This is a genomic window from Vreelandella sp. ssv, from assembly GCF_059448525.1.
Genome location: NZ_CM182545.1, coordinates 2,488,596 through 2,510,791 on the forward strand (window position 1 = coordinate 2,488,596; position 22,196 = coordinate 2,510,791).

21 protein-coding genes are annotated in these 22,196 nt (G+C 54.8%); 10 read left to right on the top strand and 11 right to left on the bottom strand.

The window, feature by feature from the left end; all coding sequences use genetic code 11:
* Positions 1-2: 2 nt before the first annotated feature.
* The 3 genes from AC5TBW_RS11435 to AC5TBW_RS11445 form a co-directional block, all read right to left on the bottom strand.
* The gene (locus AC5TBW_RS11435; protein WP_495508696.1) at positions 3-908 is read right to left on the bottom strand and encodes an NAD(+) kinase; all 906 of its coding nucleotides are present in this window, start codon (positions 906-908) and stop codon (positions 3-5) included.
* A 135-nt stretch (positions 909-1,043) separates the two neighbouring features.
* Positions 1,044-1,913: a carboxylate/amino acid/amine transporter gene (locus AC5TBW_RS11440; RefSeq protein WP_495508697.1), complete on the bottom strand. Its 870-nt coding sequence runs from the start codon at positions 1,911-1,913 to the stop codon at positions 1,044-1,046.
* An 88-nt stretch (positions 1,914-2,001) separates the two neighbouring features.
* Positions 2,002-2,544: a YqaE/Pmp3 family membrane protein gene (locus AC5TBW_RS11445; protein WP_495508698.1), complete on the bottom strand. Its 543-nt coding sequence runs from the start codon at positions 2,542-2,544 to the stop codon at positions 2,002-2,004.
* 243 nt (positions 2,545-2,787) lie between these two features.
* Here AC5TBW_RS11445 and AC5TBW_RS11450 point away from each other — a divergent pair, with 243 nt between their 5' ends.
* From AC5TBW_RS11450 to AC5TBW_RS11475, 6 genes are all read left to right on the top strand, one after another.
* A complete protein-coding gene (locus AC5TBW_RS11450) occupies positions 2,788-3,192 on the top strand; it encodes a CBS domain-containing protein (protein WP_495511957.1) in 405 nt (134 codons plus the stop codon).
* Between the two features lie 269 nt (positions 3,193-3,461).
* Entirely contained in the window at positions 3,462-3,821 is a 360-nt protein-coding gene (locus AC5TBW_RS11455) for a hypothetical protein (protein WP_240719348.1), read from the top strand.
* Positions 3,822-3,845: 24 nt separating this feature from the next.
* Positions 3,846-4,679, top strand: a complete 834-nt coding sequence (locus AC5TBW_RS11460) for a helix-turn-helix domain-containing protein (protein ID WP_495508699.1) — start codon at positions 3,846-3,848, stop codon at positions 4,677-4,679.
* 417 nt (positions 4,680-5,096) lie between these two features.
* A complete protein-coding gene (gene putP, locus AC5TBW_RS11465) occupies positions 5,097-6,590 on the top strand; it encodes a sodium/proline symporter PutP (protein ID WP_495508700.1) in 1,494 nt (497 codons plus the stop codon).
* Positions 6,591-6,713: 123 nt separating this feature from the next.
* Complete coding sequence (putA, locus tag AC5TBW_RS11470) at positions 6,714-10,379, top strand: bifunctional proline dehydrogenase/L-glutamate gamma-semialdehyde dehydrogenase PutA (protein ID WP_495508701.1); 3,666 nt, start codon at positions 6,714-6,716, stop codon at positions 10,377-10,379.
* A 398-nt stretch (positions 10,380-10,777) separates the two neighbouring features.
* On the top strand, positions 10,778-11,404 hold the full coding sequence (locus tag AC5TBW_RS11475; RefSeq protein ID WP_495508702.1) for an OmpW/AlkL family protein: 627 nt from the start codon (positions 10,778-10,780) through the stop codon (positions 11,402-11,404).
* Between the two features lie 82 nt (positions 11,405-11,486).
* On the opposite strand, the gene AC5TBW_RS11480 is transcribed toward AC5TBW_RS11475, so the two are convergent.
* Positions 11,487-11,822, bottom strand: a complete 336-nt coding sequence (locus AC5TBW_RS11480) for a YqcC family protein (protein WP_495508703.1) — start codon at positions 11,820-11,822, stop codon at positions 11,487-11,489.
* A 312-nt stretch (positions 11,823-12,134) separates the two neighbouring features.
* Here AC5TBW_RS11480 and AC5TBW_RS11485 point away from each other — a divergent pair, with 312 nt between their 5' ends.
* From AC5TBW_RS11485 to AC5TBW_RS11500, 4 genes are all read left to right on the top strand, one after another.
* Complete coding sequence (locus AC5TBW_RS11485; RefSeq protein WP_495508704.1) at positions 12,135-13,172, top strand: DUF3549 family protein; 1,038 nt, start codon at positions 12,135-12,137, stop codon at positions 13,170-13,172.
* Between the two features lie 36 nt (positions 13,173-13,208).
* The gene (locus AC5TBW_RS11490; RefSeq protein WP_280103839.1) at positions 13,209-13,649 is read left to right on the top strand and encodes an ATP-dependent zinc protease family protein; all 441 of its coding nucleotides are present in this window, start codon (positions 13,209-13,211) and stop codon (positions 13,647-13,649) included.
* Between the two features lie 42 nt (positions 13,650-13,691).
* Entirely contained in the window at positions 13,692-14,600 is a 909-nt protein-coding gene (gene rimK, locus AC5TBW_RS11495) for a 30S ribosomal protein S6--L-glutamate ligase (RefSeq protein ID WP_071693601.1), read from the top strand.
* Between the two features lie 87 nt (positions 14,601-14,687).
* Positions 14,688-15,134, top strand: a complete 447-nt coding sequence (locus AC5TBW_RS11500; protein WP_088700490.1) for a hypothetical protein — start codon at positions 14,688-14,690, stop codon at positions 15,132-15,134.
* Here AC5TBW_RS11500 and AC5TBW_RS11505 read toward each other — a convergent pair.
* From AC5TBW_RS11505 to AC5TBW_RS11535, 7 genes are all read right to left on the bottom strand, one after another.
* Entirely contained in the window at positions 15,131-15,853 is a 723-nt protein-coding gene (locus tag AC5TBW_RS11505; protein ID WP_495508705.1) for a SanA/YdcF family protein, read from the bottom strand. The genes AC5TBW_RS11500 and AC5TBW_RS11505 overlap by 4 nt on opposite strands.
* Positions 15,854-15,871: 18 nt before the next feature.
* A complete protein-coding gene (sufT, locus tag AC5TBW_RS11510; protein WP_071693604.1) occupies positions 15,872-16,441 on the bottom strand; it encodes a putative Fe-S cluster assembly protein SufT in 570 nt (189 codons plus the stop codon).
* Positions 16,442-16,477: 36 nt separating this feature from the next.
* A complete protein-coding gene (locus AC5TBW_RS11515; protein ID WP_495508706.1) occupies positions 16,478-17,743 on the bottom strand; it encodes a cysteine desulfurase in 1,266 nt (421 codons plus the stop codon).
* Positions 17,744-17,812: 69 nt separating this feature from the next.
* On the bottom strand, positions 17,813-19,153 hold the full coding sequence (gene sufD / locus AC5TBW_RS11520) for a Fe-S cluster assembly protein SufD (RefSeq protein ID WP_495508707.1): 1,341 nt from the start codon (positions 19,151-19,153) through the stop codon (positions 17,813-17,815).
* Positions 19,150-19,899 (bottom strand): Fe-S cluster assembly ATPase SufC, encoded by a 750-nt coding sequence (gene sufC / locus AC5TBW_RS11525; protein ID WP_495508708.1) that lies wholly within the window; start codon positions 19,897-19,899, stop codon positions 19,150-19,152. The genes sufD and sufC overlap by 4 nt, the downstream gene beginning before the upstream one ends.
* A 73-nt stretch (positions 19,900-19,972) precedes the next feature.
* Entirely contained in the window at positions 19,973-21,415 is a 1,443-nt protein-coding gene (gene sufB / locus AC5TBW_RS11530) for a Fe-S cluster assembly protein SufB (protein WP_071695926.1), read from the bottom strand.
* Between the two features lie 78 nt (positions 21,416-21,493).
* Positions 21,494-21,958: an SUF system Fe-S cluster assembly regulator gene (locus AC5TBW_RS11535; protein ID WP_495508709.1), complete on the bottom strand. Its 465-nt coding sequence runs from the start codon at positions 21,956-21,958 to the stop codon at positions 21,494-21,496.
* Between the last annotated feature and the right edge of the window lie 238 nt (positions 21,959-22,196).

Sequence of the window (22,196 nt, forward strand, 5' to 3'; positions counted from 1 at the left end):
GCTTAATCCCCCAACCGATGGCTCCAGCCTAACTTGCTGCGAAGCACTTCGTAGAAATTGTGACCAATAGGATGCACTAGCTGAACGCGCTCTGGTTTGCGGGAAATCACCAGCACATCGTTGGGCTTCGCCACTGCACGGGTTTGTCCATCGCAGCTTATATGGGGGTAGGATTGGTTGGTTTCACCAATATGAATACGGATTTCGCTAGCGGCATCAATCACGATCGGCCGACTCGAGAGCGTATGAGGAAACATAGGCACCAGCGTTACCACATCGAGTTTGGGGTGCATTATCGGCCCACCACCCGAGAGCGCATAGGCCGTGGAGCCGGTGGGTGTAGCGACAATCAGGCCATCGCTGCGCTGGCTGTAGACGAATTGGCCGTCAATAAACAGCTCAAACTCGATCATACGCACCGCTTTACCCGGATGCAGCACCACTTCGTTTAACGCATCGCCATTACCCACGGCGACACCATTACGATAAAGCACCGCATCAAGCAGGAACCGCTGCTCTATCTCGAACTCACCTGCGAGCACTTCACCGACGCGGCTTTCCAACTCATCCGGTGAAATATCGGTAAGAAACCCCAAACGACCCCGATTGACACCTAAAATTAGCGTACCACTGCGGCATAGCGTTCGCGCCGCGCCCAATAAGCTGCCATCGCCACCCACAACAATGACCAAGTCGCACAGTTCACCCAGCATGCGGCGACTAGCCTCCGGCTGACCATGGTGAGGCAAGGCGGTGGCCGTGCGGTCCTCTACCAACACCGAGTACTCATGGGCAACAAGGTAAGTCACCAGACGCTGCAGGGAATCGATCACTTTGTCACTGCCCAGACGACCAATCAGCCCGATGGTTTTAAAGGGCCTACCTGATTGATCGTTGGAGGACGACATAGCACTTAAAGACTCAGTACTTGAAGACCTAGTCTCTGAGGACTTGTCACCTGATGATAAGGTGTTGCTCATGGGCCGACTCTCGCTAGCATAAGCCGCCATTATGGAGACACCATATGCATCGGGCAAATAAGCTTAACTAACGGCCACTTGACGACGCTGGCACCACCAATGGTTTAGCCACAGTGAGGCTGCAATAATCAGCGCCCCCAGCAATAAGCGCGGAATATCGGCATCGCGGTTCCAAATCATCAGGTTAACGATTAAGCCCGCTGGCACCAGCGCATTATTCATAATCGCTAGCGTGCCAGCATCCACTTTGGTAGCGCCCTGATTCCACGCAAAATAGCCAACGCCAGACGCCACTAGCCCCAACCAAGCAAGCACACCCCATTGCAGTGGAGTGCTAGGCAGCGCCGCGCTGTTGCCAAAGAGCAAATAAGTAGGCAGCGCCACGACCATCGCCCCAATAAAGAACCAGCCAAATACATTGTGCCATGCCAGTGTAGGAGGCAAATCAGCCGCTAGCCGACGATAACCCACCTGGCCAATTGCAAAGCAGAGATTTGCCCCTTGCACCACTAAAAAGCCCGCCCAGAAGCCGCTATCGATTCCGTCGTAACGAATGACGCCTGCACCGACAACCGCGAGTAGAGCAGTAACGAGATAGATGGGGGTAAAGCGGCCAAACATCAGATCATCCAGCAGCGCGATATAAACAGGTGTAAAGATAGTGAACAGCAGCACTTCAGGGACGGAGAGCAGTAAAAAGGATTGATAAAAGAAGGTGTACATCACCCCAAGTTGAATGGCGCCCAAGCCCATCAGTGCAAGTCTTTGCTTACCGCGCAAGAGGCTGGGGCGTAAAAACGGTAAAAAAACCAGCACCGCAAGCGTCACCCTTACAAGTACCGCAAAGTAACTGTCGACCTGCCCTGCCAGATAAACCCCTATCAGCGAAAATGAGAATGCCCACAGGGCGGTGACGCCAATTAGATAACCCATCGTAAACCTCAATATATAAAATAGTTTACGCGGATTATACGCACTTGAAAGAGGCTGCCAAGCAGTAAACGTTAGCGAACGACTTTAGTTAACGTCGCTGTAGCCACCAACATGCATATACAGCCCCTGGCAGCCAACCAGCTAGTGTTAATAGCAGTGCGATCCTTACGCGCTGACCACCACCTCCCGTTAGCCCTACCGCTAGGGGGGGCAGCAGTAGCGCCAAGGCATAGTAGGCCAGCTTCAATGCCCCTGACTCTGGCATTGCTTGTTCTGGTGGCTGAACAGTTGTCGCCTGAGCTCCTGGTTCGACAGGCGCTAAAGTGGCTTTGGGGGGCGGCGTAAAATGTTCTACCGCGCTTGCAGCTGGCGTTGCAGCGGCCTTAGCTGCGCGCTCTTGGCCAACACGATGCGCCTCTTTATCGATTTTCTGCTCCAGTGTTTCAGCCCCTTCTGCGAGATCATCGTGATGGCGCTCCCAATCTTCCCAATCATGAGGCGTGCCTGACTTAGGCCGCTGATGACCTGAGCCACGGGCCCGTTCCCAGGCTTTCTCCTCAAGCGTATTCGGGCGATCCGGGTCTCGATCAAGCCCTACCCCTTTGCGATTTAGATACTCGCGTGCATCCATGAAAGTCTCCCAAATGCCTTAATTAACGATCAGTTAATACAGTTAGAAAATTAACGGCATATTTAATTCAGTACTTACAGCGTTGAATAAAGATAGCTTGCCAATCGCACGCCACGCTTTAAATCACCTACATTAAATAGAGTCGATTCTACCCTAGTGCCTACTAAGACAAATGATCAAAATGCACTGCCTGCGGTGCTTATGCGCTACAGCGCTGAATACGGTGAGCAAGGAGTGACCATGATGAACAGAGCAGCCCCCAGCATTGTCCGTGAGATCATGTCCCGCGACTGCTATCGCGTATCTCCTGAGGCATCGATTACCACGTTAGCCAAGGGGTTAGCGCTGCACCGTTTACCAGGCGCACCTGTCGTTGACGCCTCTGATCGCTTAATCGGTTTTATTTCAGAGCAGGATGTATTGAGCCGCGTACTCGATAGTATTTACCATGGTGACGAAGCGCCACTGGTTAAAGAGATGATGCGCCATGAAGTACTTAGCGTGTCGCCTAATAAAAGCATTACCGACTTGGCACAAGAAATGCGCGGCCCCAAACCCAAGGTATATCCGGTAGTGGAACAGGAGCGATTGATAGGCATCGTGACGCGACGTGATATTCTAATTGCTTTACTGGCTATGCGACCCTAGTGGCGATCTTAATACCGTTGTAATTAGCTGGCATACTCATCAATGTTTAGACAAAAAAAACCGCTACTCGTAAGTAGCGGAAGCAAGGGATCAAAACATATAGAGCCAGAACAACAACTTTAGCGACTGCTATCGCGATGTTGCCTGTACTAACTCAGACACGCTGTGAAGGAAAAGTTCGCAAAAAAAGTAAAATTTTCGACCTGAGCGGCGCCAAGCGTATAATTAAGTGGCAATTTTTTAACGAATGACGCCGAGGAGCACAGCGAATGGCGCTGTATTTATTAGTGTTTGGAGTATGCCTGCTGGTGATTGGCGCTGTCATGCTGGTACTCATGACCTCAAGTACTCCTCGCTACCGCACTGAGCCCAAGGATTTATTGGCGCTTTTTGATAAAGCGCTCAACAGCCAAGTGAGTGAAACCGAATGGAACGCCATGATCGGCTACCCCATTCGGCATAACGAGTACTTGGACGATATCAGACGCCGGGCCGCTCACTTAATGGAGCAGCACGGCAGACGTTGGATGATTGCCCAGGGCAAACCGCTGCTCAATCAAGAAGGCCAAGCTGAACTGCAGGCGCTTCGCGATCATTTGTCCGCCCATACGGCCCTCCGCCAGCAGTAGCTGTTGCGGTCAAGGAGACCTGCTATGCCGAGCACCATTCGACAAATTCCACTAGCCAGTGCGACGCATCACCATACCCATGACTTCCACCAAATAGTGATCACGATGTGTGGCTCATCTGAATTTGAAATCGAGGGGCTGGGTGGCCGTGTCAATGCGTTTTCAGGCTGTATCGTGCCCGCCAACCACGAGCACTATTATTCAGGCAACGGCCATAACCGACAATTGATTCTCGACCTGCCTGAAGATGCCCCTGCCTTAACGGGTGAAAACCGCGAATTAGTAGCGCTATTTGATGCCCCACGCTTTTTTGGCCTGGACAACGCACTGCGCCACTACTTGGCGTTTATGGAGAGCGAACTTGCTCAAGGGAGCGATACTTCCGCCAATTCCTTTCAGCAAGACCGTTTAGCAGCCACGCTCCTAGGTTCCCTTAAAGCAAGACTGGCGACGACTAACAGTAGCACTCAGCACCGTTTGGATCTTTCCCGTATTAACCATTTTATCCGCCAGCATCTGGCCGAAGAGCTGCGCGTCGCCGATCTGGCAAGACTGGCCTGTTTAAGCGAAGCGCATTTCTCCGACTGTTTTCGAGCTCAAACCGGGCTACCTCCCTGGCAATACGTAAAGCGTCAGCGGTTAAATGCGGCACGCCAATTGATTCTGCAAAGCAGACTCCCGCTGACTGATATTGCCATCCAGACCGGCTTTGCCAACCAGAGTGCGCTTTCCCACGCCTTTCGGCGAAGCTATGGGTTGTCGCCGCGTAAGCTGCGCCAAGGTGACCTACCATCTACAGCCGCAGGTGTCTCCAGCGCAACTCTGGGCTCTATAGCGGGCCAGCAAAAACTCTACTAAAGTCTTACAATCATTATTCTTGCCATGAAATTGACACGTTTTGCCGTGAAACCAGCATACAACTGAGGTGGCTGCACTCTACATTCAGTTATTTGCTTTTGGCGCTAGACGATGAGTGAACGGCTCATCAATATCACTAACCTGAACTCCTGAACAGGAAACCATCTTATGGTCGACAATAATATAGGGATTGCCTACACCTTAACGGCCTATCTAGGCTTTATAGGGGGCATAGGGAACATTGCATATCAACGTATTACAAACCTCTCCAGCGACAGGTCTGACGGGGGCTCGTTTGGCCTCGCAACGTAATAGCAACCGGAGTTAAAAAAACAATACGGGCCACTACCGGATTCTGCACGGTAGCGGCGCTAACCGGGCGGAACTAATTCCGTCCTGATGAACTGGAGAAGTTAAATGGCTATTGGTGTTTGGATCAGTCTCTTGGCGTACTTTGCGCTCATGATCGCCATCGGCATTTATGCGATGCGCACATCTACCTCGTCCTCTGAAGATTACATGCTGGGTGGCCGGACCCTCAGCCCTAAAGTAGCGGCCCTATCAGCCGGTGCATCGGACATGAGCGGCTGGTTGCTGCTAGGTTTACCCGGTGCGATGTTCGTATCTGGCCTGGGCTCTGCCTGGATCGGTATCGGCTTATTCGTGGGTGCCTTTTTCAACTGGGTTCTGGTCGCACCGCGCCTGCGTGAACAGACGGTTCACTACGGTAATGCGATTACCATTCCCGCCTTTCTGGCGAACCGTTTCCCCACTCGGGCAATGTCGCTGAGAACCGTTTCCGCAATCGTCATCGTTATTTTCTTCGCAATCTACACGGCGTCAGGCCTGGTAGCAGGCGGCAAGTTGTTCGAAAGCGCCTTTGCTGGAGTCATTAACATTGGCGGTATGAGCGACTATGCGGCAGGCATTATCATCACCCTGGGTGTGGTTCTCGCCTACACCGTTGTCGGCGGCTTCCTGGCGGTGAGCATGACGGACTTTGTCCAGGGCTGCATCATGATGCTCGCTCTGGTAATCATGCCAGCGGTGGTGCTCTTCGGCGAAGGTGGTGGTGGTTTTTCCCAAGCCTCGCAGACCCTGAATGAAGTCGATCCCACGTTACTGTCGTGGACAGAAGGGTTGACGTTTATTGGCTGGCTCTCTGCCGTTACCTGGGGCCTGGGTTATTTTGGTCAACCGCACATCATCGTGCGCTTCATGGCTATCCGTACACTTAAAGATGTTCCCATTGCCCGCAACATTGGCATGAGCTGGATGGCCATTTCTCTGATCGGTGCAGTCTCTCTGGGCATTTTTGGACGTGCCTATGCGGTTCGCAATGGTATGGATGTTCAAGACCCGGAAACGATCTTTATCATTCTGGCCGAGCTGCTGTTCCACCCGCTGATTACCGGCTTCCTCTATGCTGCCCTGCTGGCTGCGGTCATGAGCACCATTTCCAGCCAGTTGCTGGTAGCGTCCTCATCACTGACCGAAGACTTCTACCGTCTCTTCTTTCGTAAGGAAGCGACGGACAAGGAGTGTGTCGGCGTGGGTCGGGTCAGTGTTGTACTGGTTGGCTTGGTTGCCGCTGTCATTGCTTCCGACCCGGACTCACAGGTACTGGGGCTGGTCAGCAACGCCTGGGCAGGCTTTGGTGCAGCATTCGGCCCGCTTATCATCCTGTCACTGATGTGGTCGCGCACCAATGGCGCTGGCGCTATCGCTGGCATGGTGGTAGGCGCCGCTACCGTGATGATCTGGATTGCGCTGGGCTGGAACGGTGAATTCATGGGTGGTCCCGGTGTGTACGAAATCATTCCTGGCTTCATCGCTGCGTTTATTGCCATTCTGGTGGTAAGCAGCGTTACTGCCGATGCCGGTGAATATCAGCATATCGATCGCAAGTAAGCGCTCAGGATACATTTAGCGTATCGAGAGGGCTCCTGCGGGAGCCCTCTTCAGGTTAGAGAACGACGACATCCTGACCGACGAGGCAACGCCTAAGTGTCGGCTAGCAAGGAGAGATTCAGTATGAACGAAGCCGATCTTCATCCGCATAGCGACGTGAGTGATCTACGCTCACGCATTCGCAGCAATTACGACGCCAATGAAGCAGATGTGCTGCACGGGCTTGTCGAGCGTATCAAGCTGACGGAGGATGACCGCAAGCAAGTCGCCGCAGTGGGCGCCAACTACGTGGAGCGTGTCCGCAAGGAAAGGTCGCCCTCCATGATGGAGGCGTTCCTGGCCGAGTATGGGCTCTCGACCACCGAAGGCGTTGGCTTAATGTGTCTGGCAGAAGCGCTGCTGCGCGTGCCGGATGCGGAAACCATCGACGATCTTATTCACGACAAGATCGAACCGTCGGACTGGGGCGCCCACCTGGGCAAGTCTTCGTCATCGATGGTCAATGCCTCGACCTGGGCACTGTTGCTAACCGGCAAGGTGCTAGAAGAGGATCCCAAAGGACCCACGCGAGCGCTGCGCGGCTTGGTTCGTCGTATGGGCGAGCCGGTAGTACGCAAGGCAGTTGGGCAATCGATGAAGATTCTTGGCCGTCAGTTCGTGCTCGGCCAGACCATCGAAGAAGGCATGAAGAATGCCCGCGAACTTGAGAAGCAGGGCTATACCTACTCCTACGACATGCTGGGCGAAGCGGCGCGCACCGACGAAGATGCCATCCGCTATCATCAAGCATATGCAGAGGCGATCGCCGCGATCGCCGAGCAGGCTAAAGGCGATGTGCGCGGTAGCCCCGGCATTTCGGTGAAGCTCTCAGCGCTGCATCCGCGTTATGAATACACCCACCGCGACACGGTGATGGCGGAACTGGTGCCACGCGCCAAGGAATTGGTGCAGCAGGCGGCCAAGGCCAATATCGGGTTCAATATCGACGCCGAAGAGCAGGACCGGTTGGATCTGTCCCTCGACGTGATCGAAGCACTGATGGCCGACCCGAGCCTAGACGGTTGGGATGGCTTCGGGGTGGTCGTGCAGGCTTACGGGCGCCGTGCTGCGCCAATGATCGAGACACTCTACGAACTGGCCGAGCGGTTTAACCGCAAAATCATGGTACGCCTGGTGAAAGGCGCCTACTGGGATACCGAGATCAAGCTTTCCCAGGAGATGGGCGTCAAGACCTTCCCGGTCTTCACCCGCAAGGTCAACACCGATGTCAGCTATATGGCCTGCGCTCAAATGCTGCTCGACCGCCGAGACCGCATCTATCCCCAGTTCGCCACCCACAACGCTCACACCTGCGCTGCAGTGGTAGAAATGGCGGGCGATGACAAGGACAGCTACGAGTTTCAGCGCTTGCACGGGATGGGCGAATCGCTGCATCACATCGTCAAGGAGTCGGAAGGCACCCACTGCCGTATCTACGCACCGGTCGGCGCGCACCGTGACCTGCTGGCCTATCTGGTCCGCCGACTGCTGGAGAACGGGGCAAACTCTTCGTTCGTTAACCAGGTAGTGGATAGTTCGATTCCGGCGAGCGAGGTCTCAAAGGACCCCATTGAAGGGTTTATGCAACTCGGCAACGAGGTCTCAAGCCCGTTGATCCGGCAGCCCGGCGAGCTGTTCGAGCCCGAGCGCAAGAACTCCAAGGGCTACCGCATCAACGAACCCGCCTCGATCCTTCCGCTGCTTAAGGCACGGGAAGCGTTTGCAGACGCCACCTGGACGGCTGGCCCCATGCTGGTAGGCAGCCCCGCACCCAAAGGCCCAGCGCGCGATGCCGTTTCCCCTGCCGACGGCTCTCGGGTGATCGGCAAGGTATACGAGGCCACCCCGGAAGAGGTTGCTACGGCTCTCGATGCCGCCGAGCAAGGCTTCAAAGAGTGGTCGGCGCGCCCGGCGGCCGAACGCGCCGCGGTACTGCGCCGCACCGCCGACCTCTACGAGGAACACATCGCCGAGCTGACAGTGATCACCACCCGCGAAGCGGGCAAGATGATGTTCGACGGTATCGCCGAAGTGCGCGAAGCAGTGGATTTCCTGCGCTACTACGCTAACGAAGGCGAGCGGCTGGAAGCGGAAGAGCCCGGTAGCGCCCGCGGCATCTTCGTCTGTATCAGCCCGTGGAACTTTCCTCTGGCCATCACCACCGGGCAGATCGCTGCCGCGTTGGTGGCTGGCAACGCTGTCATCGCCAAGCCTGCTGAACAGACACCCCTGATCGCCGCCCGCGCCGTCGAGCTCATGCGCGAAGCCGGCTTGCCGGAAGCGGCCCTGCAGTTGCTGCCTGGTGACGGCCCGACCGTAGGCGGCCCGCTGACCAGCGACCCGCGTATCGCCGGTGTCTGCTTCACCGGCTCGACACCGGTGGCACAGATCATCCACAAGGCGCTGGCTGAGAACGCAGGGCCCGATGCCATACTGATCGCCGAGACCGGTGGGCTCAACTCCATGATCGTGGACTCCACCGCGCTGACCGAGCAGGCCGTGCGCGATATTCTGATCTCCTCTTTCCAGTCGGCCGGTCAACGCTGTTCCGCTTTGCGCATGCTGTATGTCCAGGAAGAGGCGCGCGATCGGTTACTCAACATGCTTTACGGCGCCATGGACGCGCTCACCATTGGCGACCCCTGGAACACCGATACAGATGTCTCGCCAGTGATCGACGCCGATGCTCAAAAGGAAATCAGCGACTATGTGGCGACACAAGAAAAGAACGGCAAGGTCCTGAAGAAGTTGACCGCTCCGGACACTGGCACTTTCGTCACGCCAGCGGTTGTCGAAGTCAGCGGCATTGAGGATCTCGAGCGTGAAATTTTCGGCCCGGTGCTGCACGTGGCTACCTTCAAGGCGCGGGATATCGACAAGGTGGTCGACGATATCAATGGCAAGGGGTACGGACTCACCTTCGGTCTGCATACCCGCATTGACGACCGCGTACAGCAGATCGTCGAGCGCATCCATGTCGGCAACGTCTACGTCAACCGTAACCAGATCGGCGCTATCGTCGGCTCACAGCCATTCGGCGGCGAGGGCCTCTCAGGCACCGGGCCCAAGGCCGGTGGCCCGCTCTATGTGAATCGCTTCCGCCGCACCGCCGCCACCGAGCGCGTTACGGCGCCAGATGGAGAAGCCGTATCACTCAGCGATCTCCAATCGGCGATTGATGGGCGGGATGCACGTAACTGGGCGGTACGGCCCAATCGTATTGAGGTACTGCGCAAGGTGCTCTCCGGCAAAGGCGGCGTGATTCGCAAGGCGCTAGCCGAGACGGCAGCGCTGGATATGACATCTCAGACACTGCCGGGGCCAACAGGGGAAAGCAACCGCCTGGCGATGTATCCGAAGGGAACGGTTCTGTGCCTTGGGCCGACGCTGGATATTGCCATTGCTCAAGCCGCACAGGCCCTTGGCGCAGGCTGCGCAGCCGTTGTGGCCGTACCAGGTGCTGAACAGGCCGTGAAGCCGTTGACCGATGCTGGTGCGCCGGTAGTCGGTCTCGATGGAAGTGTTTCTGCCGACACGCTGAGTGAGGTCAAAGGGATTGCGGCGGTTGCCGCGGCGGGTGATAGTGACTGGACCCGTGAACTGCGGATTGCGCTGGCCAAGCGCGACGGCGCGATCATACCGCTAGAGACCCAAATCCTCTCGCCGGATCGCTACGTCGTGGAACGCCACTTGTGCATCGACACCACCGCGGCGGGTGGTAATGCCAGCTTGCTGGCCACCGCCGAATAGGTCGGCACTGAGTTCTGTGTGCTTAGCGTTTGGTGCTTAGGGCGAGCGGTTAATTGATACCGCTCGCCCTGCTCCCAGACCCAGCAAACGCGGCTCAATGCCTCAATGATCAATCGTAAGCCACTACTCGTTAGTGGCTTTTTTTGGCTTGTTTGGCAGTCGGGTTTTCCGGCTGTTTTTTTCGTAAGGTGATATCAGGCCTCGTTCTTTTTACTACTCGGTCGTCCTGCCCTGCATTGCTCAATAACGTTGTCTAACAACCCTTGCTCTGGGTCAATAATCCACTCTCTTGGCCTCGCTATACTGGCCACATCGTTAAGCGGCTATCAAAAGTCCGCGCTGTTTTACAGCAAGCAAGCCGTTTTGAAACTGTCTGTTTTAACATCAGGAGTGAACCCATGCGTAAAGCCGCCCTGCCTACCGTACTTGTAACTACTGTTGCCGCTGCGGCAATGATGGTCAGCAGCCAGGCATTCGCCTATGGCGCTGGCGATTTTTTCACCCGCGTTGGTGTGGCCAAGGTAGCCCCCGCCAGCGACAACGGCTCTTTGGCCGATGGCGCGCTGGCAGTGGATGTGCAAGATAAAACCGGCTTTGCGTTTACGCTGGGTTATCGCTTCCACGATAAAGTCGGGGTCGAGTTATTAGCCGCCCAGCCGTTTGAGCATGACATTCATTTGAACGGTGATAATATCGCCTCCACCAAGCACCTGCCCCCGACGCTAACGCTGCAGTACTACCCGCTAGGCGGTACCCAGTCGCGGGTCCAGCCCTATGTCGGCGCCGGTATTAACTACACCTACTTCTCCGATGAAGAGCTGACGATTGGAGATTTAGAGCTGGATGACTCCTGGGGCGCGGCGGGCCAGGTAGGTGTTGATCTACTGATTGATGACCACTGGGCGCTGAACGCTGCCGCTTGGTACATCGATATCGATACCGATGCGAGCGTTAACGGGGCATCTGCAGGTACCGTTGAGATCGACCCTCTCGTTGTCATGGCAGGCCTCAGTTACCGATTCTAAAGCGCCTGAAAAACCGCTACAGCCGATGTTATCCACAAAGCCTGCCTCACGGCGGGCTTTGTGCGTTTAATAGCATGCCGCTTTAAGTGCTTTCAGTGACGATCAGATCGATCTTCTCTACCGCCCGCACTACCAGCAACTGGTGGTGGGCAGGCGTTTTCTCCTGCTGTAAATAGGCTGCCACTGCGGGGGCAACCTCACACTTAGCTGGCATGGCAGCACGTGCATCAATCAAGGCGTTCAAGCGGGCAATAAATACAAAGCGTACCCATTGAGGTAGCGACATCGTATCAATGCAAAATGGCTGCTGGCTCGCAAATGCCTCTAAATCGGGGGTTGGCATGCGCCATAGATTGGCGGCCTTCATCGCGGCTTCGAGTTCAAGAAGCGCTGTCTGTAGCGGTTGATAAGTACTCATGGATACGTTTGTAAATACCTCGAAAAATGAAAAAGTTTATCGGCCTTCTATTATCCCTACACGTTGGACTGCTTGCCAATCGTGATCGCTTAAAGGTAGTTATCCATAGACCCACAGAAAACCTGCATGAGCCTGTGGATAAACTATGGAAAGGTGTCGCAGCGCTTGCTCTCATGGGCCTTTCACCCAGTTGTTTAATTTTTAACCGCACTGTCATGAAAGGTATGTCATTTGAACGATATTTAACGCGTGTGCGGCTGACAGTATCACCTCATCAAGGTAGAGTGCAGGCTTGCAACGCGGAAGGATGTCATGCAACCGATTCAAACCCTAGATGAGTTTTTTACCCGCAGCGGTGGCGAGGTTTCCCTTTACCATATGGGGCGCCATGTCGTCTCCTGCCCGCGGGATTCACTTGCTGCCTTTGAACGGGGCGAAATGGCCTGGCCAGAACCATGGCATGGCCAAGCGCGCTTGGCCATGGTGTTTCGGCTTGGCGATATGCCCGAACCGGCTATTTGGTTTTTAGCCTTACCACTTGATGAGCAAGGAATAATTGCCCCCGCCCAGCGCGATGCATTTTTAAATCGTTTGTTGGAAACACTCGGCCGCGCGGTTTCTAACGTGGGTCGTGAAGAAACAGCGGACGTGGATCACTTAATGAAGGATAATCCCCTCGCCTTCACACCTAGCGTCACCTTCCAAGCCATGCTCAATGCCCGCGCCACCCATGCGAGAGGGCTGCCTGCCAGCCAGCATTTTGAGCCAGTTGACGCTTATTTGAGCGGCCAGCAAGCGATTGATTGGCAGGCGCTGGGATTACAAGGGATTGCCGATTACGTCGTTAGGATGGAAACGCTTGACGCTGAATCGCTCGCGCAGCGGCTACCTGAACTGCCTACCGCCGTAATTCACTCCTTGTGCTACTGTTTAGAGCACCAGCCATTACCACAAGCGTTAGTGGACGCACTACAGCATCGCGGCGAAGCTGCCGCCCAAGCGGGCGACATTGAAACGCTGTGTGCCTGTCTGCGTGCAGTGGGCAATACGGATGCTTCAGTGGTGGGCAATTGGTACACGGCCTTACTCAATGATACAGCGGCCTGTGGACCGGATGTTCTGGCGGCAATAGCCGGGCGCGGCTGGGGCCATCTTGAAGACGCCCAGCGCCTGCCGCTTTTTCTGCAACGCTTAGCGGAAGATGAGCTTAGCGATTTTGCCACCGTGGTACGTGATATTGCGTTAATACCCAGGCTACGCTTACCGGTCATGATGGCACTGCGAGATGCGCCTGCTGGCTCCCCTATTCAACACCGCTTGTCCCTGATGATGTCACAGAGGAACGCTTGATTCGATGTTGTCACTTTTAATTGCAAGGAGTGAGCCGTGAAGGAATTACCCTATCAAGCCAAAGCGGTCATTGGCCGCCGCGAGATGGTGACGTTACCAGAACTAGGGCTTCACCTATGCTGTAAAGCAGACACTGGCGCGCGCACTTCTGCTCTGCATGCAGAAGAGATAGAGACACATGAAGATGAACATGGTCAACTTTGGGTCAGTTTTATTACCCACAGTGGTGGTCCTACAACGCCGGCCCACCGATACAGTTTGCACTTGCATGATCGGCGCCGTATCACGAGTTCCAACGGTCATAGCGAGTGGCGTTATGTTATCCGCACCCCTATGCAGATGGGCGATTTAAATTTTCCTGTTGAACTCACCCTTACTGACCGCAGCGACATGCGTCACCCGATGCTACTGGGACGCCGCGCAATGCGCCGCCTCATGGTTGCACCCGGTGCTGCATTTTTGCACGGTGAGCCTTAACCCCTTAATTAGTCGCCTTAACCTAGGCTCGGAGTCCCTTACATGCATATCGCTCTGCTGTCACGCAATCGCAATTTGTACTCTACCCGCCGCTTGGTTGAAGCCGCAGAGCAGCGTGGGCATACCGCACGCGTGGTGGACACGCTGCGCTGCTATATGAGCATTACCTCGCACAATCCTTCGATCCACTATAAAGGCCAAGAGATTGAGCACTTTGATGCGGTTATCCCACGCATTGGTGCATCAGTCACCTTTTATGGCTGCGCGCTGTTACGCCAGTTTGAGATGATGGGCACCTACGTTATCAACGATAACGTCTCAATTACCCGCTCCCGGGACAAACTGCGCTCGCTGCAGTTACTATCACGCAAAGGGCTAGGCCTGCCTATCACCGGCTTTGCCCACTCACCGGACGACATTCCCGATCTGATCACCATGGTTAAAGGTGCTCCGCTGGTTATTAAGCTGTTGGAAGGTACCCAGGGGATTGGCGTGGTATTGGCGGAAACTAACCAAGCGGCAGAGTCTGTGATTCAGGCGTTCATGGGTATGAAAGCCAATATCATGGTGCAGGAGTATATAAAAGAAGCTCGGGGCGCCGATATCCGCTGCTTTGTAATCGGCGATAAGGTAGTCGCCTCGATGAAGCGCCAGGCGGCGGATGGTGAGTTTCGCTCGAACCTACACCGCGGCGGCTCCGCCAGCGTGATTCGGATCACTCCTGAAGAGCGTTCAACGGCGATTCGTGCAGCCAAGGCCATGGGCCTGCGCGTTGCCGGTGTCGACTTGCTGCGCTCGAATCACGGCCCGGTGATTATGGAGGTTAACTCTTCGCCTGGTTTGCAGGGCATTGAGAACGCCACCGGCAAAGATATTGCGGGAATGATCATTGAGCACATTGAAAGAAATGCCACGCCAGCCCGTAAAGCGCCGCCCAAGCCTAAAGGCTAAGGCAAAATATTAAAATAATCCGATTTGGGGGTGGCAAATCGACGCTGTCCCCCCCACAATCTGCGTCACCGAAGGAGGTAGACGCTCATGTTTCTCGATAATCGCCAAGTGGCGATGGACAGCGTATTGGAAGCGCTGGCCGATAGCATTGATTATTTCCAAGACAATATAGAACGCCTGCGCCCCTCGCTACGCGATGCTTTAAAGCCGCACTACGCTGCACGGCTTAAGCAGATGCGGAAGTTGCAAGAGCTTGCACGTGCGCATTTAAAAATGCTGCCCCGGGATGCGGACGTTGAGCGCGATGATTTTTTATGGCTGTGGAGCCGCCTAAAAAGCTTTGTCGGCAACGATAGCCAAGTATTGATCAATGAGCTATTGGAGCAAGAGCGTGTATTAATGCAGGCGCTCTCCTCGCTGTATACCCACCCGTTACCCGACCCGATCGAACCGGTAGTCGAAGAGTGCATGCAGGGGTGCCGCAAACTAATCCGCGAGCTGTATGCGCTGCAAAAGCGCAAAACTCACCGCTAGGGATTGGTAAAACGATCGTTCAATGACGGCAGAATAAGGTCGATAGGGGCACGTCTCGGTATCTCAATAGGCTCTGGCGTACCAAGGAAATACGGCTCTCTGCCCCACACGTAGAGATCGCCCAGGGTGGCCACCCGCGCTGCCCACTCGCGAAGCTTTAAACGCCATCCCACCGTTACGTTAGGATCATCTGCCACACAGCCAGTGACATCGATGCCTAGCGCGCGCCCAATATATACCGCGCGGGGAAGATGCCAGCTCTGGGTGACCAGCAGTGCTTTATCAAGCTGAAAAACGTCCCGGGCACGCGCTAGCGTGTCGTAGGTGCTAAAGCCAGCAAAATCCATGGTTAACTGATCAGATGCGACGCCGCGTCTATACAGCTCGCGCCACATTGCCCGTGGCTCGTTATACGCCTGGGTACGATTATCCCCGGAGAGCAAAAGGTGTTCGACCTGGGACTGCTCAATTAAAGTAGCAGCGGTACGCATGCGCGCATGGAAGTGCGGGTTTCGCACCCCGCTACGCGTCCAGTGAGAGGTGCCAAAGACAATCCCCACCTCTGCTGGACGACACTGCTGCGGCTGACGTTCAATGTAAGCAGCGGTCGTCGCGAGCACCCAAAAATTGCCGCCTATAAACAGCAATGTCGCCAGCAGCAACAGTGCTCCTAGCGACATTAATAAACGCTTTAGCCATTTTAACAAAAGGTTATGCATCCAGCTCCCCAGCCGGGGTTAGAACATGCCGAGTTCAAGCTTGGCCTCGTCACTCATCATGTCACGGCTCCAGGGCGGACTGAAGACTATTTCGGTGTGTACTTTGCTGATCTGTGGCGCGCCGAGAATCTTATTGCGCGCATCAGCAGCGATCACGTCACCCATCCCACAACCGGGAGCGGTCAATGTCATACGGATAGTAGCGATGCGTTCACCACTGATAAGACGCTCAATTCGGCAACCGTAAACCAGACCCAGGTCAACGATATTGACCGGAATCTCCGGATCAAAGCAGGTACGTAGCTGATCCCACACGAACTGCTCAATCTCTTCCTCGGTAGCCGTCTCGGGCAGCGTAGGACGCGGTAGCGGCTCAAGGCCCAGCGCATCCAGGTTGCTCCCCTCAACCAGGTAGAGTCGCCCCTCAAACCCGACACTTACCGTACTGCCCTTCGCTTGCATGACGCTAACAACGCTATCTTCGGCTAGTGTTTCCGTACTACCAAACGGAATAGCAATAGCCTCCACATCGCGCTGGAGCGGCAACTGTTGACCCCGTTCGAGGCTGGCAACTTGCTCAAGATCCATAACTGTCCTTAAATGACGATTCTTAAAGAACCGACCTTAACGCACCATACCAATGACACGCTGGAGTGCTTCAATAAAGCTATCCACTTCTTCGAGCGTATTATACGCAGCAAATGAAGCACGGCACGTCGCGTCGACCCCAAAATGATGCAACAAGGGCTGTGCGCAGTGGTGGCCGGTACGAATAGCAACGCCGAGCTGATCGATCAGCAGGCCGATATCCTGGGAGTGCGCTCCTTCAACGATAAAAGAGAGCACCGCCGCTTTGTTAGGCGCCGTACCTAAAATACGTAGCCCATCAATTTTACCAACCGCCTGGGTAGCGTGATCGAGCAGTTGGCCTTCCCAGGCACCGATGGCATCTATGCCAATGCTCTCCATCCACTCAAGCGCTCTGCCCAGAGCAATGACCTCCGCAACAGCGGGGGTGCCCGCTTCAAACTTATGCGGAATAGCGGCAAAAGTGGTACCCGAATCAAAGGAGACCGTGCTGATCATCTCCCCGCCCCCCTGCCAGGGCGGCATCGCTTCAAGCAGCGCCTGCTTGCCGTAGAGCACGCCAACGCCTGTCGGCCCATACACTTTATGGCCAGAGAAGGCATAGAAGTCAGCATCGATTGCCTGCACATCGACCACTTGGTGAGGTGCTGCCTGAGCACCATCAACTAAGATCAGGGCGCCATGCTGATGAGCAAGCGTTGCCATCTCTTGCACCGGGTTAATGGTTCCCAGGGCATTAGAGACATGGTTCACCGCCACCAGCTTAGTGCGCTCACTCAGCAGCGAGCGATAGGCAGCCATATCCAATGCGCCGTTGGCCTCAACGGGAATCACCTTAATGCTAAAGCCAATCTCGGCGGCCAACAGCTGCCAGGGCACAATATTGGAGTGGTGCTCCAGCATCGAAATCAACACTTCATCGCCGGGAGCAAGATTTGCGCGTCCCCAGCTATGCACGACCAAGTTGATAGCTTCTGTGGTGCCGCGGGTAAAGATGATCTGACGTGCATCTTCCGCATTGAGAAACGCCCGAACCTTGTGACGAGTACCTTCAAACGCCGCCGTTGCCTCATCGGCAAGGGTATGCAGACCACGGTGTATATTGGCGTTATAGCGTGAGTAGTAATCGCTGAAGACGTCAATCACCTGTTGTGGCGTCTGGCTAGTCGCCGCATTGTCTAGGTAGATAAGCGGTTTGCCATGCACTTCACGGGCAAGCACTGGAAAATCCTGACGCAGACGGGCGACATCAAAGGGTGCTTGCATTTTCGCGGGCGCCCGCTCAATAACGGTATGTGGCATCGATCACTCCTTATAGAGCCCTTGAAGCTAGTCTTTAAAAGCCAGCCTTTAAAAGCTGGCCTTAAAGAGCTAGTCGTTGAGTGCAGCTGCCGCTTCAACCAGCCCAGCAAGATTAAAGCGCTCTGGCAACTTACCCGCCACCGCGAGTTCAACACGCTCGGCAATCGCATCCAGGCTAACTTTATCCAATACCTCTCCGGCAAAGGCGAGCGTTAGCAGGCCTCGTGCGGTGGCTTCATCGATACCGCGCGTGCGCAGAGCGTAAATCGCCTCTTCATCCAACTGGCCCGTGGTGGTGCCGTGTGAACACTTGACGTCATCAGCGTAGATCTCAAGTTCAGGCTTGGCATCGATGTGAGCACGATCCGACAGCAGCAGGTTTTGATTGCTCTGAAAACCTTCAATCTTCTGACTATCGCGTTTGACGTACACCTTGCCATTAAACACACCGTGAGCGCGGTCATCCAAAATGCCCTTGTAGTTCTCATTGGAGAATGTCAGCGGTGCATTGTGGTTGACCTTGGTGTGGTTATCGACATGCTGCCGACCTTGACCAAAGAACAGACCCAGGAAATTGGTTTCAGCGCCTTGACCGTTCAAATCGCTGATCAAGTCGTTGCGCACCAGTGCGCCGCCCAGGCTCAGGTTGTAAGAGGTATAGCGTGTATCGCGGCCCTGCTCGACATGAATGCTCGCCACATGCATATCGCCCAACGGTGCTTCTTGAAGCTTGTAGTGAGCCAGGATCGCCCCACGGTCGAGCATCAGCTCGCCAACCACGTTGGTGAAGTTAGCCGCTTCGCTTTCGCCGGTGTAGTGCTCGATCAGCGTGGCCTCACTGCGGCCTCCCGCTTCCACTAGCACCCGCGGATGACACATTACCGGCTGACCAGCACGGGACAAAAACTGCAGCAGGATGGGTTTATCAACCACTGTTCCCGGTGCGATGCGAACCACTGCGCCTTCTTCCATAAACGCCGTGTTAAGCGCAGCGAAGGGCGAGAAATCCACACCGGTCAAACGGCCAAGCGGACCACCCACGGCTTCGTGGTTCTCTGCTAGCGCCTTGGAAAGCGGTAACACCTGAACGCTTGAAGGTAGCGAATCTAGGTCTGAGAGCGCTGACGAGAAAACGCCATCCACGAACGTTAGTCGATAGGCATCAATGGGCAGCGTTAGCGCCGCGGCACTGGCCTGGGAGAATTCGGCGTTGTCGGCTAGCGCAAAGTTGCCCTGGGCAATCGAGCGCACGTCTGTGTACTTCCACTCTTCATCGCGACGAGTGGGAAAACCCAGCGCCTCAAAACGCGCGGCACCTGCCTGGCGACGAGCAGCGATCCACGTTGGCTCCGCCTTATAGTGCGGGCTACGCGCCTTCAATGTGTCTAAAAAGGTTTGCGTATCGCTCATGCCACAGACTCCTCGATACCTTCGTACCCGTTGGCTTCCAGTTGCTTGGCAAGCTCAGCGTCGCCAGTTTTCACAATGCGACCATCAACCAAGACGTGAACCTTGTCCGGAATAATGTAGTCGAGCAGACGCTGGTAGTGAGTCACCAGAAGAATGGCGCGATCTTCAGCGCGTAGGCTGTTGACACCATCGGCGACGATTTTCATGGCGTCGATATCCAAGCCCGAATCGATCTCATCTAGCATGGCGAGCTTCGGCTGCAATACCAGCATTTGCAGAATTTCGTTACGCTTTTTCTCACCACCAGAGAAACCTTCGTTTACCGCGCGCTGGAGAAAGCTGGCATCCATTTTCATGTAGCCCAGCTTCTCTTTCACCAGCTTCATAAACTCGGGCGCAGGCATTTCGCCTTCACCACGTGCCACGCGCTGGGCATTTAGCGCAGACTTCAACAGATAGATGTTTTTAACCCCAGGAATCTCGACAGGGTACTGGAAGCCCAACAGCAGACCGGCCTGAGCACGCTCTTCAATTTCCATCTCAAGCACATCTTTACCTTCAAAGGTAATCGTGCCCTGAGTGACTTCGTAGCCATCCTTACCGGCGATAACCGCCGATAGTGTCGATTTACCCGCGCCGTTCGGCCCCATAATGGCGTGCACTTCACCGGCCTTGATAGTCAGGGTCAGGCCTTTGAGGATTTCATTACCTTCGACGGAGACGTGTAAATCATTCACTTGCAACATATTGATTACCTTCTAATTCTGACGAGTCGCTACGGCGACACTGATATAATTAAGTAGTCTAAACGGCTAACGATTAACCTACCGCGCCTTCCAGGGTCACGTTGAGCAACGCTTCCGCTTCGACAGCGAATTCCATGGGCAACTCTTGGAAGACGTCTTTACAGAAACCGTTAACGATCATGCTGACAGCGTCCTCTTCCGAGATGCCGCGGCTCTGGCAGTAGAACAGCTGGTCTTCACCGATTTTAGAGGTGGTCGCTTCGTGCTCAATGGTCGCCGTGCTGTTGCCAATTTCCTGATACGGGAAGGTATGGGCACCGCACTTATCACCAATCAGCAGGGAGTCACACTGGGTAAAGTTACGCGCACCTTTGGCACGCGGGCCGATTTTCACTAGGCCACGATAGGACTGATCACTTCTGCCCGCGGAAATACCTTTGGCAACAATATAAGAGCGCGTGCCTTCACCAATGTGAATCATTTTGGTGCCGGTATCGGCCTGCTGGCGTCCGTTAGTCACGGCGACAGAGTAGAACTCGCCAATACTATCTTTGCCGCGCAGTACGCAGGAAGGATATTTCCAGGTAATCGCAGAGCCAGTTTCAACCTGGGTCCAGCTAATCCGTGAACGGTCGCCACGGCAATCACCGCGTTTTGTCACGAAGTTATAGATGCCACCAACGCCATTTTCATCACCGGGGTACCAGTTTTGAACAGTGGAGTATTTGATATAGGCATCATCTAGCGCAACAAGCTCAACCACAGCTGCGTGAAGTTGGTTTTCGTCACGCATGGGGGCAGTACAGCCTTCCAGATAAGAGACCTGGGCACGGCTTTCGCAAATAATCAGCGTACGTTCAAACTGGCCAGTGTTGGCCGCGTTAATACGGAAGTAAGTAGACAGCTCCATCGGGCAAGTCACGCCTTCTGGCACGAACACAAAGGAGCCATCAGTAAATACCGCGGAGTTCAGCGCGGCAAAGTAGTTATCTGCCACTGGGACGACTGTACCCAAATACTGTTTGATCAGTTCTGGATAGTCGCGGATAGCTTCAGAGATAGAGCAGAAGATAACGCCCGCTTCGCCCAGTTGCTTCTTAAACGTAGTGGCGACAGAAACGGAGTCAAACACCGCATCTACCGCAACGCCTGCCAGCGCGGCACGCTCATGCAACGGAATACCCAATTTTTCATAGGTTTCCAGCAGTTTGGGATCCACTTCATCCAAGCTCTGCGGGCGGTCTTCCGGGCGTTTCGGTGCACTAAAATAGGAGATCGATTGGTAATCAATCGGCGGATAATCAAGATGCGCCCAGGAAGGAGCTTCCATTTTTAGCCATTGACGATAAGCATCCAGACGCCACTCAAGCATCCACTCGGGCTCGCCTTTTTTATTAGAGATAAAGGCAATGGTGTTTTCATCCAGGCCAGGTGGCAGGGTGTCGCTCTCAATATCGGTTACAAAGCCATCTTTGTATTCGCGACGAACCAACTGTTCCATTTCTTCGCTTGCCATGGTGATACCCTCCGGGCAGTTGGGTGGCGAGGTCATCGCCTTTAATAATAAGTTATGCCTGCTGTACTTACGCCGCTGTTAAGCAGACGCTGCCGACAGGCTGATCGTTTGAATTGGTAGTTGCACCGGCAGCTTGATCGGCGCTGTATCGGCTAAATGCGCCAGCGTCACGCTTTCAAGCAACGTACGCATGGCTAATGAGACCCGTTGCCAGTTGTCTGCCACGCCGCAGGTAGCCGCAAGCTCACAATCGCCTTCTGCTTGGCTACACTCGGTCATGGCGACGGGGCCTTCAATCGCCGCAATAATATCGGCGGCAGTAATCTGCGATGCGGGCCGGGCCAGGCGGTAACCGCCTTGGGCCCCACGCTGGGAGACCAACAGCCCTGCCCGCACCAGCATTTTGAGCGTTTTACTTACCGTCGGATGGGGCAACTGCACGGCCTCTGCTAACTCTGTCGCTGCATGCGACGCCTGGGAATGACGAGCAATTTGCGCCATTACTACCGCGGCATAGTCTGTCAGCCGAGAAAGCTTAAGCATGTCGACTCCCTTTATGTCATCAGTACGCAGCGAATCAAATGGTCGCCACGTCAATTGAGTACCATTTTAGTCCTGTATAAATTTGATGTGAAGCCCTTGAGCAAAATGGATAGCAATTTACGCGAAATAACCGCACGTTCGACGCTGATGGCATCAAAAACAACAATCATTATCATTTAAAAAACTATGACGCCGACACTCAGGCTGGCTACTGCTTTGCATGAATCAACAGTGTTTG